This is a genomic window from Desulfitobacterium elongatum (assembly GCF_055378975.1).
Window position 1 is genome coordinate 4,203,988 of the sequence record NZ_AP038772.1, and the last position, 16,074, is coordinate 4,220,061.

General features: G+C 42.5%; 14 protein-coding genes. 4 read left to right on the forward strand and 10 right to left on the reverse strand.

Annotated elements, in window-relative coordinates; translation table 11 throughout:
* Window positions 1-53: 53 nt before the first annotated feature.
* The gene (locus ACZ42W_RS19800; protein ID WP_464171111.1) at window positions 54-2,147 is read right to left on the reverse strand and encodes a glutamine synthetase III family protein; all 2,094 of its coding nucleotides are present in this window, start codon (window positions 2,145-2,147) and stop codon (window positions 54-56) included.
* Between the two features lie 304 nt (window positions 2,148-2,451).
* On the opposite strand from ACZ42W_RS19800, the gene ACZ42W_RS19805 reads away from it, so the two are divergent.
* The 4 genes from ACZ42W_RS19805 to ACZ42W_RS19820 all read left to right on the forward strand — a co-directional run bounded on the left by ACZ42W_RS19805 (window position 2,452) and on the right by ACZ42W_RS19820 (window position 8,666).
* A complete protein-coding gene (locus tag ACZ42W_RS19805; RefSeq protein WP_464166977.1) occupies window positions 2,452-2,925 on the forward strand; it encodes a MarR family winged helix-turn-helix transcriptional regulator in 474 nt (157 codons plus the stop codon).
* Window positions 2,926-3,079: 154 nt separating this feature from the next.
* Window positions 3,080-4,807: an ABC transporter ATP-binding protein gene (locus tag ACZ42W_RS19810; RefSeq protein ID WP_464166978.1), complete on the forward strand. Its 1,728-nt coding sequence runs from the start codon at window positions 3,080-3,082 to the stop codon at window positions 4,805-4,807.
* On the forward strand, window positions 4,804-6,681 hold the full coding sequence (locus tag ACZ42W_RS19815) for an ABC transporter ATP-binding protein (protein ID WP_464166979.1): 1,878 nt from the start codon (window positions 4,804-4,806) through the stop codon (window positions 6,679-6,681). The genes ACZ42W_RS19810 and ACZ42W_RS19815 overlap by 4 nt, the downstream gene beginning before the upstream one ends.
* A gap of 86 nt (window positions 6,682-6,767) precedes the next feature.
* On the forward strand, window positions 6,768-8,666 hold the full coding sequence (locus ACZ42W_RS19820; protein WP_464166980.1) for an APC family permease: 1,899 nt from the start codon (window positions 6,768-6,770) through the stop codon (window positions 8,664-8,666).
* 121 nt (window positions 8,667-8,787) lie between these two features.
* Here the strand turns inward: ACZ42W_RS19820 and nadA are convergent, their stop codons facing one another.
* The 9 genes from nadA to ACZ42W_RS19865 form a co-directional block, all read right to left on the reverse strand.
* Window positions 8,788-9,873, reverse strand: a complete 1,086-nt coding sequence (nadA, locus tag ACZ42W_RS19825; protein WP_464166981.1) for a quinolinate synthase NadA — start codon at window positions 9,871-9,873, stop codon at window positions 8,788-8,790.
* 94 nt (window positions 9,874-9,967) lie between these two features.
* Window positions 9,968-11,719 carry a two-component system sensor histidine kinase NtrB gene (locus ACZ42W_RS19830; RefSeq protein WP_464166982.1) on the reverse strand — a complete coding sequence of 584 codons (1,752 nt, stop codon included), beginning with the start codon at window positions 11,717-11,719 and terminating at the stop codon, window positions 9,968-9,970.
* Between the two features lie 62 nt (window positions 11,720-11,781).
* Entirely contained in the window at window positions 11,782-11,904 is a 123-nt protein-coding gene (locus ACZ42W_RS19835; RefSeq protein WP_464166983.1) for a cyclic lactone autoinducer peptide, read from the reverse strand.
* A 1-nt stretch (window position 11,905) separates the two neighbouring features.
* Window positions 11,906-12,490, reverse strand: coding sequence for an accessory gene regulator ArgB-like protein (locus ACZ42W_RS19840; protein WP_464166984.1), 585 nt, complete (start codon window positions 12,488-12,490; stop codon window positions 11,906-11,908).
* Window positions 12,483-12,941, reverse strand: coding sequence for a hypothetical protein (locus ACZ42W_RS19845; protein ID WP_464166985.1), 459 nt, complete (start codon window positions 12,939-12,941; stop codon window positions 12,483-12,485). Before ACZ42W_RS19845 ends, ACZ42W_RS19840 begins: the two co-directional genes overlap by 8 nt.
* A 65-nt stretch (window positions 12,942-13,006) precedes the next feature.
* Entirely contained in the window at window positions 13,007-14,185 is a 1,179-nt protein-coding gene (locus ACZ42W_RS19850) for a benzoate/H(+) symporter BenE family transporter (RefSeq protein ID WP_464166986.1), read from the reverse strand.
* 208 nt (window positions 14,186-14,393) lie between these two features.
* The gene (locus tag ACZ42W_RS19855) at window positions 14,394-14,591 is read right to left on the reverse strand and encodes a CDGSH iron-sulfur domain-containing protein (RefSeq protein WP_464166987.1); all 198 of its coding nucleotides are present in this window, start codon (window positions 14,589-14,591) and stop codon (window positions 14,394-14,396) included.
* 89 nt (window positions 14,592-14,680) lie between these two features.
* A complete protein-coding gene (locus ACZ42W_RS19860) occupies window positions 14,681-15,379 on the reverse strand; it encodes a GntR family transcriptional regulator (protein WP_464171114.1) in 699 nt (232 codons plus the stop codon).
* On the reverse strand, window positions 15,372-16,052 hold the full coding sequence (locus ACZ42W_RS19865) for a cobalamin B12-binding domain-containing protein (RefSeq protein ID WP_464166988.1): 681 nt from the start codon (window positions 16,050-16,052) through the stop codon (window positions 15,372-15,374). Before ACZ42W_RS19865 ends, ACZ42W_RS19860 begins: the two co-directional genes overlap by 8 nt.
* Window positions 16,053-16,074: the final 22 nt, after the last annotated feature.

The following is a 16,074-nucleotide window of genomic DNA, read 5'->3' on the forward strand; positions in this document are numbered from 1 at the left end:
CCATGTGGATCGATCCCGCTTTAATTTCTAACCTTCTAAACTCGTTATCATGTTTACAGCTTAAACAGCATCTCTGCATAGGTCGGAAGCGGCCAAAATTCTCTATCTACCCATTCTTCGAGTTGATCGACATCCTGACGTAATGCTGTCATTGCTTGGAAGACGTGATCTCGGTAGTACACTCCTTGTTCATAAGCATCGTGATGAAGCTCTTGCGCTTTTTGGGCCTTCTCTTCTAAGGCTTCGAGATTTTGATTCAAGGAAACAATATTGGAAGAAACCTTGTTCAGAATTCCCTCTTGGACAGATACCGGAAGACTCGTCGAAATTGCTTTCAAAGTTTGTACCCCTGAAGCCAGATGATTAACATATTTTAGCCCCGCCGGAAGAATCTGACGCTTCACCATATAAAGCATGGTTTGAGCTTCGATGTTTATCGTTTTGCTATACTGCTCTAAGCATATCTCATAGCGGGAATGCAGTTCCGTTGGACTTAAGACTCCGTGCTTTTCAAAAAGGGCTACCGCTTTTTCAGTTACCCAAGCTGGAATCGCATCGACAGTTGAACGGATATTCGGTAAGCCGCGACGTTCCGCTTCTTCAACCCATTCATCAGAGTAATTATTTCCATCGAAGATAATCCGTGCATGAGTCATGGCGATCTCTTTTAAAAGCTTTTTCAGCTCACCATTAAAATCTTCTGCCTTCTCCAGGCGATCGGCCATCTGCGAAAGCACATCAGCAACGATGGAGTTCAGCACAATATTCGGACCTGCAATAGATTGGGAAGACGGCACCATCCGGAATTCAAATTTATTACCCGTAAAGGCGAAGGGAGAGGTCCGATTCCGATCGGTTGAATCCTTTCGTAAGGCCGGTAACGTGGTCACCCCGATGGTCATTCTGCTTTCCGATTTTGAATGAGTGACTCCTCCATTTTGGAGTTGGGCAATAATATCGCTAAGCTGATCCCCTAAGAAGATAGATATAATCGCAGGGGGAGCCTCATTCGCACCCAGACGGTGATCATTTCCCGGATTGGCAGCGGAGGCACGGAGTAAATCGGCATGATCATCAACGGCTTTAATCACTGCACATAGGAACGTGAGAAATTTGGCATTTTCATGAGGAGTTGAACCAGGGTCTAAGAGATTCTTACCTGAATTCGTTCCTAAAGCCCAGTTATTATGCTTACCCGAGCCATTCACCCCAGCAAAGGGTTTTTCGTGAAGTAAGCAAACCAGGCCGTGACGGGTGGCTACTTTTTTAAGGAGATCCATGATCAATTGGTTATGATCCGTAGAGATATTCGTCAAGGTGAAGATCGGCGCAATTTCATACTGGCCAGGAGCAACCTCTTTATGTTGCGTCTTAGCGGAAATTCCTAATTTCCAAGCCTCGACGTTCAAGTCATTCATAAACGCAGCAATTCGTTCATTGATACTTCCGAAATATTGATCTTCGAGTTCTTGCCCCTTCGGAGGCTTAGCGCCAAAAAGGGTACGCCCGGTGAGGATGAGGTCCAGCCTCTTCTCATAATAGGTCTTATCAATGAGGAAATACTCTTGTTCGGGACCTACCGTGCTCGTTACGCGTGTTGTCTCCGTATCCCCGAAGAGCCGTAAGATTCGGACAGCCTGCTTGGATAATGCCTCCATGGAACGTAATAAGGGGGTCTTATTATCTAAGGCTTCCCCTGTATAGGAGCAGAAAGCCGTTGGGATACAGAGAACGATATTATTTCCTTCCTCTCTCAGGAAGGCCGGAGAAGTACAATCCCACGCCGTATAGCCTCGAGCTTCAAACGTTGAACGAATTCCGCCATTGGGGAAGGAGGAAGCATCGGGTTCTCCTTTAACAAGTTCTTTGCCTGAGAACTCCATGATAACGCGTCCATCATCAGTCGGAGAGATAAAAGAATCATGCTTCTCAGCTGTTAACCCTGTCATAGGCTGGAACCAGTGAGTATAATGAGTGGCTCCTTTTTCAATCGCCCAGTCCTTCATCGCGTTAGCCACAACTTCGGCTACACCAGCATCGAGAGGCAACCCATTATCGATGGTATTTCGCAAGGATTTGTAGATATTCTTGGGTAATCTCTCCCGCATGGTCGCATCATTAAATACGTTCATTCCAAAGATTTTCATCATTCTTATCCCCCTTTGTTTTTCCGAAAATGAAAAAGACACTCCTAAGTGGATGTACTTATTTAAAGTACAAATCCCTTACGAGCGTCTTTGCTCTATCATTTTTTAATTTCTAAGATTAAATTAACATAAAATAACCTACTATTTCAACTGTTTTATACTATGTATACAATATTTAAGTTTGAGGAAAGCCTATTTCATCAAAAGGTCCTACGTAGCAGAAGCCATTTCTTTACATATCTCCTTATTGACATTTGACAATAAGCCTCCTATACTTTACTAAGTAAAATATTGAGGTGATAAAATGAAAGACGTTTTTCAACAAGAACTTGCTCAAGAGTTATTGCAAACCCTCGCACAATTTAGACGAATCGGAGGTCAACATCATTCCTCAAGATATGGAATAAAACCCAGTGAATTTGTATTGTTACACCTTCTGCTTCACCATTCTAAGGAGGACTCCAAGGGCTTAAAGGTCTCAGACATTAGCGAAATGCTACACATTACTCCCAGTGGAGTGACTCATACTATTAATTCGTTAGAAAAGGGCGGATATATCGAGCGACTATCGGACCCTACAGATCGACGCTTTGTTTTAGTTAGAGCAACAACTCGGTCTAAAGAAATTATGAAACAACTTTGTACTGAGCGCGTCGAAATGGTAGAGGAATTAATTTCATTTTTAGGAGAGCAGGATAGCAGGGACTTCATCAGGCTGTTATCTACAGCACTCGACTTTTTTAGAGAGAGGAAAAATAATAAAGGAAACTTACTTTAGGTGGAGTTTCAACTCCACCTGAAGTTTAGTTGCTCTTATCGAGGGACTTAGCGCCACTTATCTCCCGCTTAAGAGCAGGAGTTTAGTGGCGGTTAGTCATCGGACAAATGAACTCAGGCACAGGGAATCCTACAAGAAGGGGAGATGAAAGATAATGCTCAAATTACTCAAGCACTTGAAACCGTTTGCCACATCAGTCTTCATCGTTTTAATCTTCTTATTTCTCCAATCTCTCGCGGAATTATATCTCCCAACCTTGATGTCTGACATCGTGGACATAGGGATCATCCAAGGAGATACTCCCTATATTCTTCGAGTCGGTGGCATAATGCTCTTGGTCGCTGCAGGAAGCGCTTTCTTATCTATCTACGCGAGTCTGTTATCCTCAAAGATTGCTACTGGCTTTGGCCGAAATCTTCGTTCCAACGTTTTTGCCCAAGTCGAGAACTATTCGCTCAATGAATTTAACCAATTTGGTACCGCCTCCCTGATCACACGTACAACAAATGATATCACGCAAGTTCAACAGGTACTCATTTTGATCTTACGGATGATGGTGACCGCACCGATTATGGCTGTTGGCGGAATCATTATGGCCGTATCGAAAGATGCTACGCTTTCCCTGATCTTTGTCGTTGTACTTCCGTTTCTTGCCTTAGCCATCTTCATTATTGCTAAGAAGGGAATTCCGCTTTTCAAGGCCATGCAGGTAAAGCTCGACCATTTGAACCTCGTTCTCCGTGAGAATCTGACGGGAATTCGAGTGATCCGTGCCTTTGACCGCCTTGAGCATGAAAAGAAACGCTTCGATAATGCAAATTCAGATTTAACTCAAACGGCCATTCAAGTAAATAAAATCATGGCCGCTATGATGCCCGTGATGATGTTGGTTCTGAACCTGACTACCATCGCGATTGTATGGTTTGGTGGGCTGCGTATCGATCAAGGGAAAATGCAAGTAGGAGATATGATGGCTTTCATTCAATATGCCATGCAGATTCTCTTCTCCCTGATTATGGTTTCTATGATGTTTGTTATGGTTCCTCGAGCCCAAGCCTCCGCAGTGAGAATTAACGAAGTTCTTGAGCTTTCACCTACCATTAGCGACCCCAGGAGCATCACCTTACCAGCCAAGCAAGGAGGACAGGTCGAGTTTAGAGATGTGACCTTTAGCTATCCGGGTGCAGAGAATCCCGTTCTTAGCCATATCTCCTTCCAGGCAAATCCAGGTGAGATCACTGCAATCATCGGTGGAACGGGTTCAGGTAAGACCACGCTCATTAACCTCATCCCACGTTTCTATGATGTCGATAGCGGACAAGTCCTTATCAATGGAGTCGACGTTCGGGAGATGTCCCACGAAGCCCTTCGTTCAAAGATTGGTTTGATTCCACAAAAGGCTGTGCTTTTCAGCGGAACTATCTCAGATAATATTCGCTATGGTAAAGAAAATGCATCTGACGAAGAAATCTATACCGCCGCCCAGATTGCACAGGCTCACGATTTTATTCTAGGGATGAAGGAGGGGTACGATTCTCACATAGCCCAAGGTGGGACAAATCTCTCGGGTGGACAGAAGCAGCGTCTCTCCATAGCCCGTGCATTGGTCAGAAAACCTGAAATCTATCTTTTTGATGACAGCTTCTCGGCACTTGATTATAAGACAGATGCCCTTCTTAGAGCAGCCCTCAAACAAGAGATCACTTCAGCAACCCTAATCATTATTGCCCAAAGGGTCAGTACCGTTATGGACGCTGATCGGATTATCGTCTTAGAGGATGGGCAAATCGCTGGAATGGGTAAACATAGAGAGCTACTAAGTACCTGTGAGGTCTATCGTGAGATTGTTTCCTCACAATTGTCCGAGGAGGAGATCGCATGAGCGAAGGAAATAAAGACAAACGAGTCGGTCCGATGGGCCCCGGAGAACGCAGAGGTCCTCTAGGGGGACCTCTAATGGGGCAACCTGTACAGAAAGCAAAAAACTTCAAAGTAACTCTCAGAAGACTTCTAGGCTATCTCAAACCTCGACGCCTTCAACTCATCAGTGTATTTCTTCTGGCTATCCTAAGCACAGTATTTAGTATCGTCAGCCCCAAAATTATGGGAAAGGCCACCACTCTGCTCTTTGAAGGGATGATAGCGAAATATAAGCATATTCCCGGCGCTGGAGTAGACTTTGAGGGGATAGCCCGAATTATTCTACTATTAATCGGACTCTATCTTATCAGTGCAATCTTTAGCTACTTCCAACAATTTTTAATGGCTGGAGTCGCTCAAAAGACCGTTTATAACCTACGCAATGAATTAAGCGAAAAAATCAACCGTCTTCCCCTAAAGTTCTTCGATACCAAAACCCATGGGGAAATCCTGAGTCGTGTGACAAACGATGTGGATAACATAAGCACGACTCTCCAGCAAAGTATTACTCAACTCATAACTGCGATTGTAACGTTAGTCGGTGTCATCGTTATGATGCTAACCATCAGCCCGCTAATGACACTTATTGTTCTCGTTACACTTCCCCTTTCCTTTCTTGTCACCGCAAAGGTCGCGAAACGTTCTCAGAAATTCTTCGCAGAACAACAGAAAACCTTAGGTGAGCTAAACGGACATGTCGAAGAGATGTATACCGGTCACGCCATCGTGAAAGCCTTCGGGCGCGAGGAGCAATCCCTTCAGCGATTTGATCAGATCAATGAAAAGCTCTATCAATCGGGTTGGAAAGCGCAGTTCATTTCTGGCATTATCATGCCTCTCATGTCCTTTATCGGTAACATTGGCTATGTGCTGGTGAGCGTCGTTGGAGGAATCCTTGTCACAAAAAGGGCCATTGAAATCGGGGACATTCAAGCCTTCATTCAGTATTCCAGGCAATTCACTCAACCCATCGTCCAAACCGCCAATATCATGAATATTATTCAATCGACAATTGCGTCTGCTGAGCGAGTCTTTGAACTTCTCGATGAAGTGGAGGAGATTCCCGATGCTAAAGAGGCCAAGCCCCTGACTAAAAGTGAAGGGCATGTCACCTTTGAACATGTCGCCTTTCGTTATAAGGAAGAAGAAGCTCTCATCGATGATATGAATATCGAGATAAAGCCAGGACAAACTATCGCAATCGTCGGCCCCACGGGAGCAGGAAAGACGACCTTAGTCAATTTACTCATGCGGTTCTACGAAATTGGCGAAGGCTCCATTCAAATCGATGGGGTTGATATTCGCGACCTCAAGCGTGGCGAACTCCGCCGGATCTTCGGGATGGTTCTACAGGACACGTGGCTCTTTAATGGAAGCATTCGAGCTAATATTGCCTATGGAAAAGATGCTGTGACAGACGAAGAGATCGTGCAGGCTGCCAAGGCTGCCCATGCAGACCATTTTATTCGGACTTTGCCAGAAGGTTATGACACGGTACTCAACGAAGAAGCCTCAAATATCTCGCAAGGGCAAAAACAGCTCCTCACCATTGCGCGTGCTATCTTGGCTGATCCGACCATTTTAATCCTCGACGAAGCCACCAGCAGTGTGGACACACGAACCGAAGCGTATATCCAGAAGGCCATGCTATCACTCATGCAAGGAAGAACCAGTTTTGTCATTGCCCATCGTCTCTCAACCATTCGTAACGCCGATTTGATTCTCGTGATGCAGCATGGTCGGATTATCGAACAAGGAACACATCAAGAATTGCTTAGAAAAGACGGCTTCTATGCCGACTTGTATAACAGTCAGTTCGCCGGAGTTGCTTCTTAAAATAATTCTCTTTACTTTACTCCAAAAAGTGTTAATATAGTCTCTGTTTCAAGTTTAAGAGAAAGATTGTAAAGAGGTTAAACAACGTGCTAATAAAGATTAGAAGCTGGTTATTAGGTGAAAAACTGGCAACAAATCAACTTGGCGAGGAGAAGTTTTCTGTATTCTGGGGCTTACCAGTTCTAGCGAGCGATGCCATCTCCTCCGTCGCCTATGCAGTAGAAGAGATTCTATGGGCTCTCGTGCCCATCATCGGTCTTGCTTCCTACGTTTTCCTACCGGAAATTGCCGCAGCTATCATTCTTCTTCTTCTCATACTCACAATTTCCTACCGACAAATCGTCGCAGCCTACCCTAATGGTGGCGGAGCCTATACCGTCGCTAAAGAAAATCTAAGGACTGAACTCGGGTTAATCGTTGGGGCTTCACTTTCCGTCGATTATATCTTAACGGTAGCAGTAAGTATCAGTGCAGGAACCGCTGCACTGACTTCTGCTTTCCCCGTGCTTTTCCCTCATCGTGTTGCTCTCGCCTTGTTTCTCCTTGCTTTAGTAACGATTGGAAACTTACGTGGGGTCAAGGATTCTTCGAAAGTCTTTAGCATCCCGACCTATGCCTTTATTCTATCTGTTCTTATACTTATCATTGCCGGAATCGTAAAAAGTGCCTCTGGAAATGTTTCAATTCTACCAGCAGCAATCCCTGAATCCACCGTCACCTTTGGAACCCAAGCCATTAGTTTATTTTTATTGATGAAGGCCTTCTCTTCCGGTTGCGCTGCCGTAACGGGAGTTGAAGCCATTTGCGATGCTGTGCCTAACTTCAAAGAGCCAGCCGTTAAAAATGCAAAACTTGCTTATCTTATCTTGGCTTTAGCGGTTACCCTCACATTCGGAGGAATAACGTATCTCGCTAAGATCTATCAAACCGTACCCAACCTGCACCAAACCGTTATCGCCCAAATCGCGACCCAAGTCTTTGGGAAAGGCTTTATGTTCTATGCGATTCAAGCGACGACTGCAATCATCTTAGCCATGGCTGCTAATACGGCTTTCGCTGGATTTCCCACGCTTCTCTCGATCATAGCGCAGGATGGCTACGTTCCCCGGCAATTTGCTCTCCGTGGCCGTCGGTTAGGTTTCTCTAATGGAATCATGCTACTTACTATAGCAGCTGCTACCCTTATCATTATTTTCCGAGGTGAGACCCACTTACTCATTCCTCTTTACGCCCTCGGGGTTTTCACATCCTTCACCATTGCCCAAGCGGGTATCTTCATGCATTGGATCCGTTTGAAGCCAAAGGGTTGGCAATACAAAGCAATTGTCAATGGTTTAGGTACAATCATTACATTCATTACTGTTTTAGTCGTTGCTGTAACCAAGTTTATGAGCGGAGCCTGGATTGTCCTTATCGTAATCCCTATACTCGTGCTCATGATGTTGAAGATAAAAAGGCATTACGGTATCATAGCCAAGCAGTTAGACGTTCCGAATGAGCGACTTGAACATCTTCGCTTGAAGAAACAAGGAACCTCCTATGTCATTGTTCCCGTTCAAAGCCTCAATGTTATGGTGATCAAAGCTCTACGCTATGCCACATGTATCTCTCACGAAGTGGAAGCCTTTCACGTCGAGACGTATGAGGGAGAAGCCGATAAACTCAAAACCAAATGGGCTAAGCTAAATACAGACATTCCCCTCATTATTAAACAATCACCCTATCGGGAAATTACGAGACCGCTTGTAGAATATGTTGAATCGAGTGAGCACTCCTCAAGACCCGGGGATGTCATTACCGTTTTACTCCCTCAGTTTATTGTCCCGAAATCATGGCAAATGATGCTCCACAACAACACCAGCTTATTCATTGGAAGCTCACTCTTAAAAAATCGACATATTGTGGTTTCTCTCTTACCTTTCTATATCGATGAGAAATCCGAGATTTATAAAAATGAGATCTTAGAAGAGTCAGAATCAGATTAACGCATTATTGAGAAGCAAACATTGTACCGACCTTAATCAAAGGGGCCGCCTTGAAATGATGTCTATGGACAAGACATTCATAACAAGGTAGCCCCTTTTTCATATCAACAAATCTTCATTTCTACTTACTCATTTCAAGCATTCTATCCAGAGCCAAGATAGCATCTTCTGCTACGCCAGAATCCACTTTTATCTGATTAACGATCTTCCCTTGCTGAAGGCTCTCTAAAGCCCAGAGAAGATGAGGTTGACTAATCCGACTCATCATGACACATAAGCAGACATTCTCGTTCAGGCAGACAATCGTCTTATCCGGATTCTCCTTAGCAAGCCTGTTCACGAGATTAATCTCCGTACCCACTGCCCAAACGCTTCCTGCTGGAGACTCTGTAACCTGCCGAATGATGAAATCAGTTGAACCGTCTAAATCCGCCTTTTCAACAACTGAATGGCTGCATTCAGGGTGTACGATTACCTTAATTCCCGGATACTTATCCCGCACAGCATCGACGTGTTGTGGTTCAAACTTCTGGTGAACGGTGCAATACCCATCCCATAGAATAAGTCTTGGAGTAGCCTCTGGAAGTTTGATATCCATATCTTCTCTGTTCCATTGGAGAATATCCTTCGGGTCTAAGCCCAAATGAAGCGCCGTGTTCCGCCCAAGATGCTCATCAGGCATGAAAAGAATGCTTTTCCCCTCGCTAAAGAGTTTTTTCAAGATTTTCGAAGCATTTGAAGAGGTACAGGTCATTCCCCCATGACGCCCGCAGAAGGCTTTAACTTCTGCTGTGGAATTAACATAAGTTACAGGGACGAACTCCTCATTATATCGTGAGGTAATCAGGTCCCAACACCTTTCCACATCACTGAGCTCAGCCATATCGGCCATTGGGCATCCTGCCTCAATATCCGGCAGGATAACCTTTTGTTCAGGTGAACTCAAGATATCCGCAGTCTCAGCCATGAAATGAACTCCACAGAAAACAATGAATTCCGCTTCTTTCTCTTCTGCAGCCAGTTGGGAAAGTTTCAAGGAATCCCCCCGGTAGTCAGCATAGCGAACAACTTCATTACGCTGGTAGTGATGACCTAATATAACGAGCTTAGAACCTAAGTCCGCTTTGGCTTTACGGATTCTTTCGTCCATTTGTGCTTCATTCAGAAAGATATATTCATCTGGTAAAGGCTGTTGGCTTTTATACATTAAAGAATCTATCTCCTCTTCATTTTTTATTTAGTTTTACCAAAAGTCTTTATACCTGTCAACACATGAATGGCGAATTGACACTCCGTTACACTTACAATGTGAAAATAACCTTGAACGTTGTTCCCTGACTTCCCGTGTTAAACACTAAATCTGCTTTATGCCTGCGAGCGATTCCGAAAGAAATCGCAACTCCTAATCCCGTTCCGCTTTCTTTCGTTGTAAAAAAGGGAGTTCCTATTTTCTCCTGAACTTCCTCTGGAATTCCATCCCCTTGGTCTTTAACGGCCAATATGACTTTTCCTTCTTCTTCATAGGTCTGAATAATCACACACCCATGCTCTGGTGTAACCTCTAATCCATTCCGTACAAGATTCAAAAGGAGCTGGCGTATCTCATTTTCATTCAGTGATAGAATCGGTAAAGCGTTTAGCTCGAGAACAACCTCTTTGTTATTGTAATAGGCATCTGCTTGAAGCATCGGGTAAATTTTACGGATGATTTCATTGATATCTCGAGGTTTAGCTTGATCTAAATTCGATTTTGCCAGAGATAAGAAATCAGTAATGATGGAGTTCGAACGGTCAATTTCAGAAATCATCAAGTCGTAATACTCTTTATCTTCAGGGTCTTTAACCTTCGCACCGCGCAGTTGAAGAAATCCCTTGACTGTAGTCAGCGGATTTCTTATCTCATGACTGATTCCTGCTGCTAATTGAGCGATCAGATTGAGTCTTTCAAGTCGGGCAAACTCCGCTTGCTGATGTTTAAACTCAGTAATATTTCTATAAAATACCGATAATCCCTCATCGAATGGATATACATGACAAGAGTAGAATCTATCTGAAGAATCGCCCTCAACTTCCCATTGAATCGCTTCATTTTTTGCCAAAGCCATCTGCATTTTTTGATGCATTATGGATTCCCTAAAATCAGGTATAACTTCAAAGATTGTTTCTCTCAACAATTCCTTATATGACTGGTTGAAAAACTTTTCAGCTTCCTGATTTACGAAGGCAAACCTCCAGTCCTTATCCACAGAAAAAAAGCCATCCGAAATCCCTTCCATGATTTGCGTTATCTTTCGTTGGGATGCATGGAGCTCTTGGTTAACATGATTTAAAGCTTCCGTATAAGAAGCAATTGTACTCAGGACAGGTTTTAATTCCGGAAGTTTCTCAGCATCCCAGTCCAAATTACGATCAGGATGGATAATTGACTCACTGAAGTGTTTTAAATAATCCTGTATTTGTTCTATATGTTTTCGAAAAAAGAACACAGTTATTGCTAAAAAGCTAATAGTTAAAATAAAAAAAATGCTTACTCCGGTAAATGATTTCAATAGGAACTCAGGTCTCATTGCATAAGCCAAAACATATCCTCTTAAAACCCCTGCTTGATATACTGGAACACTGATTAAACTCATCGTGTTCCAAAGCAATTCCTGAATCCCTTTATCTTTTTCAAGAGCAGAAAGGACATCCTTCCTTAAAAACTGAGAGCTATTATTTGAAACGACCCAATCGAGGGCTAAATCATAATAAGCAACTGAATAGCTATCCCCTTGATAAAGTAGTGGCTCGATTACTTCATATAATTTTTGAATTTTTTGCTCTTTCGTCAAGCTATTTTCATTGATCAGATAGCTAAAGTCAATTTTGGATTGAATTTCTGATTCAACTACATGGACTCTACTTAACAATTGGTAATTAAGTTTGATCGTTTCCTTCTCCCAAAAGCTTTGTCCAAATAAAATTACGAAGGATATCCCAAATATAAAAATACATATAGTAATATTAAATAAAGTCGTTTGAATAATAGATCGTTTTGGAAGAATTCTGCTCATATTACCCTCCAAGTCTTAAGAAGCTGGGTTTTAACCCAGCTTCTCAAGAGGTTCGTTTGTCATTACTTCTGTAAGGCTTTTGGTGTCTTTGGCTGATACGCCCACAATCCGCAAGCAAATACCGAGGTCGCACTGGCTAAGGTTATTAACGTTGCGGCGAGTGCTGTAAAAAAGGTTCTTTTCACTTTATCCACCTCCCCGTTTATTGAATATTGGCAACAATGTGATGGATTGGTATAGAATACCCATACACATGCTGACATTCAGTAGAAGGTTGCTTGAGAACAGGCTTATGAAAAATGCCACAAGAACAAAAACAATCGATAACCCTTTGAGTCTAACCTTTAATTTTTCAGAGTGAATTGGCTTATTTTCACTGTCAACCGGAGCTAAGAAAAAAACAATGAGTAAAGAAAGCAATAAAAATAACCAGAGAATATAATCACTTATCAAGTGGTATTCAACTAACTTTTTAGCAATAAATCCAATAGCGCTATATAACAGCGCACCGAAAACTAAACATTTTGACGGTGTATTAAAATGGGCTCCTCCCGAGACCCTTCGAAGTAAAACCCCGAAAATGGCCGCAAAAAGAGCCGCTTTTAAAGCATTGACAACAAAAGCAAAAAGAATCAACAGGAGCGTTCCAAAAATTGAAAGGAGAGTAGTTTCGATGGCATAATCAATTATCTCTTTCTTATCTTCGTCATATTCCAAATCCTTAGTAATAAAGTTCGTAAGGTTACTACTCATCTCTGTTAGGCTAATCATACGTTACCCTCTTTCGTCGAATCAGAAATGCTGTAATAAAGAGCAGTACGACTTGTGGTTCAGTAAACAGAACCCTTAGCAGCTGATTACTATACCAGATTTCTCCAGGCATCTTAAAAACAGCCATAAGGATAGACAAAGACATATATTCGAAAACAAATAAAGCTGAATAGCTTAAAAGGCATGCAATCAAAGACAGACTTACGTCTCCTTTGCCCTTTAGGGTTAAAACAATAAAAAGAGTGAATATAATAATTAACGTATGTGTTCCAAAGGGAAGAGGAAGTAATCTTACACTATAAGCAATGAGGGCTAATAAAATCCCAATTGGGATGATTTCCTTCCATTTCAATGGAAGCTTAGCGATCGCATAAGCTAAGGTGACAACTGCGATTTGTTCTGGCATCCCTTGCAACAACAAAACAGCCCAGGGAATGTCTATAAAATCCACCCCCATTTATGTCGTATTTCTATTTTCATACAATTCTACATAATCTATGAAATTCCTTCTTTATGTCATAGTTTCTTATCAAATCTCCCTTCAACAATTCGTGCAATAAAGGTACCGACAAGCAGGGACCAAACCGGAGCACTAATATTGAAAATGGAAATATTGGATAGAGCAATAACAAAGGAAAATGCTGTACTTAATTTCATAGTCGGTCTAGAGAAGCCCACCGACAAACTGTTTCCGAATACGCCGAGAAGGGCGAAGCCGACAAGAAGTGAAATAAACGCCTTGGGTAGAACATGAATCACAGGAACGAGTCGCCAAGAAAACAAGCCGAATAAGAGAATGATAATGCCAGAAACCACGGCTCCCATATACCTTTTTTCCTTAGGCCCTGCCTCCTCATCCGAACAAATGGCCGACATCATTCCGGCCACATTGGCGGATTGCCCGCCAAAAAAGCTGGTGAGGATTGAAAATATTCCAGTTAAAGAGATGACTCGATTCACTGGAGGGTGATATCCATTCTGCTCTAATGCTCCAAGTCCTACTGCCGCATCATTACTTAAAATAAGGAGTGCCAGTGGAACTGAGACAGAAATAAAGCTTAAGACGGTAAATTCAGGAAGTTGAAGAGTAGGAACCACAAACGATGTGACGGCCACCCCTATGCTATCCAGGGGTTGTGTTAAAAGTAATAAAAGCGTACCTGTCACAATACCTGCAACCATTGGTGGAATTCGCTTGTCCCATTTACTGAAGATGAAAAATGCAAGGAGTGATGCCCCCCCGATTAATGGGAGTTGAGTGATAGACACGACGAAATTAACGATATACTTCGTAATCATTCCTGCCAACATCACGGCGATAATCTCCTTCGGAACATATTCAAGTAATTTCGAGAAAATACCCAGATATCCTATCAATAACATCAGGACTCCAGAAAAAATATAGGCACCAAGGAGTTCAGGGTAAGTAAACTGAGCTGTAACTGTGGTAAGAAAAGCGACCCCAGTAATGGTATGTGCACCAACGATAGGCATTCGGTAGTACCAAGGAATGAGAATACTAAATATCCCACCGAACACATAGACCGAAAACATCCAAAGTATAGTCTGGTTTGTCGTAAAGTTTCCATTTGATGCTGCTTCGAGGATAATAGCAGGTGGACCAGTGATGGCTAAGAGTGCGGATACAACTCCCGCTGCGATGTTTTTCGAGTTCAAATCTCTGAATCGACTCATGATTGTTCTCCTATAGGCTTAGAATTTCGGTATGCTTATTATAGACCTTTTCTTACTCTGTACTCAATACTATATTGTCATTCATGAGACTCTTCTCTAAGATACACCCCTTCATTTTGGAAATAAGAAAGCCCGAGAAATAACCTAAGAGGGTATCTCCCGAGCTTTGGCTTATGCGATGACTGACCGTAATCCAATGGTTCTACTTCTACTTTGCACGAACGGTACTATTGAGCTTTCCTTGATGTGATCCATCACAAAATGGCGCATTGCCAGATAAACCACAGCGACATAAATAGGTTTCCTCATGCGTCTCGATTTTCTTCCCTTCGCCATCAACGAGTTCGATTTCTCCATTAACAAGGAATGGCCCATTATCAAGGGCTTGAATTTTAACATTAGCCAATATAAGCATCTCCCTTCAATCAACTAGATTTAGTATTCTAATCTTAAAGAGAGATTATACTGACCTTCAATGACCTCATTTACTTGCTCCTACTGACTAACTCCCTCCAACTTAATGTAATCTTCTTTGAAGTAAGTGATTCCCAGGCCAATGGGTTTATTTTCGTCATCGAAGAGTTTCTGCTCTACGACTAATAAGGCAATCTGCGTTTTAATATTAAGATGTCTTTTGATATCTTCGTTCGGTGTCTGGGCATAAATCCTTATATTTTTCTTCATGGCAAATGGTGGAATGCTCTTTCCCATCATTTCAGGGAAAGTGGCATGTTCTATTTCTTTTTCTACAAGCGGCATACCCTTTATATAGGGTAAATATTTGACGTCATAAGCAATAGACTCCCCATCACTAAAGAATACTCTGCGAATAATAATGACATTTTTGAATTTACTAATTTGCAATTTGTTGGCTAAAGGTTCATCAGGTGAAATAATGTTGACTTCTAATAGTTTGGTATCATCTACACTACTAAAGGAGTTGTTCATTTCGTCATAATAAACGGTATACTTGTTATGTTGGGGGGCTTTGACAAAGTTCCCTTTGCCTGGAATGGAATAGATATATCCTTCATTAAAGAGAAGGGCAAGGCCATTTCTTACAGTAGCCCGACTCGTCCCATAGTGCTTACATAAGGCTGTTTCAGGAGGGATGGTATCACCCGGTTTAAGTTCAGCGCTGTTGATCTGATTTCTTATCTCTTCAAATATCTTGAGATAAACCGGACTACTCATCATCCGTTACGCCCTCACGATCCCTAATACCCATCCACTCCCTACATACTTTCACTCCACGTGAAACATCATTAGCATAGTTATCCGCCCCAATATATCGACATGCCTCTTTTGTAAGATGACTTCCTCCGATGATTAACTTTACGTTTCCTCGATCACCGGATTGTACAAATGCCTCAACCGTATCTTTCATGGTCTCGATAGTGCTTGTCAGTATTCCGCTTAGACCCACAATATCGGGTTGATATTCCTGATATTTTGCCAGAAAGATTTCTTTAGGGACATCCACCCCTAGATCCACGACTTCAAACCCATTCGCTTCCAGCATACCTTTGAAAATGTCTTTACCGATGTCATGGATATCTCCTCTAACCGTTCCCAAAAGCATCCTGCCTATTTTCTCTGTAGTATTACTTAGGAAATGCGCTTTCATCGGCTCCAACTTCAAGACATCTTTAAAAATGATTCCAGACATAATCAGGTCTGCTATAAAATAATCTTGACTTTGATACAATTTCCCTACCTTAGTCATTCCCTCAGCGATAACCTCCAAAAGATATGGAGGCTCCAATCCAGCATCTAAAGCTTCCTCCGATAATTGCATCACGGCTTCTTCATCGAGCTCCCCGATGGCTTTTATAAGCATAACTTCCAGCTCTTTTTGGTCGTTCATTTGCCCCTCCAAGAATAGGTAG

Bases quoted from the DNA above. Each gene is read 5' to 3' on its own strand.
- ACZ42W_RS19800 (WP_464171111.1), bottom strand. From the start codon at position 2,147: ATGAAAATCTTTGGAATGAACGTATTTAATGATGCGACCATGCGGGAG.
- ACZ42W_RS19810 (WP_464166978.1), top strand. From the start codon at position 3,080: ATGCTCAAATTACTCAAGCACTTGAAACCGTTTGCCACATCAGTCTTC.
- ACZ42W_RS19830 (WP_464166982.1), bottom strand. From the start codon at position 11,719: ATGAGCAGAATTCTTCCAAAACGATCTATTATTCAAACGACTTTATTT.
- ACZ42W_RS19840 (WP_464166984.1), bottom strand. From the start codon at position 12,490: ATGATTAGCCTAACAGAGATGAGTAGTAACCTTACGAACTTTATTACT.
- ACZ42W_RS19860 (WP_464171114.1), bottom strand. From the start codon at position 15,379: ATGAGTAGTCCGGTTTATCTCAAGATATTTGAAGAGATAAGAAATCAG.
- ACZ42W_RS19815 (WP_464166979.1), top strand. From the start codon at position 4,804: ATGAGCGAAGGAAATAAAGACAAACGAGTCGGTCCGATGGGCCCCGGA.
- ACZ42W_RS19865 (WP_464166988.1), bottom strand. From the start codon at position 16,052: ATGAACGACCAAAAAGAGCTGGAAGTTATGCTTATAAAAGCCATCGGG.
- ACZ42W_RS19850 (WP_464166986.1), bottom strand. From the start codon at position 14,185: ATGAGTCGATTCAGAGATTTGAACTCGAAAAACATCGCAGCGGGAGTT.
- ACZ42W_RS19805 (WP_464166977.1), top strand. From the start codon at position 2,452: ATGAAAGACGTTTTTCAACAAGAACTTGCTCAAGAGTTATTGCAAACC.
- nadA (WP_464166981.1), bottom strand. From the start codon at position 9,873: ATGTATAAAAGCCAACAGCCTTTACCAGATGAATATATCTTTCTGAAT.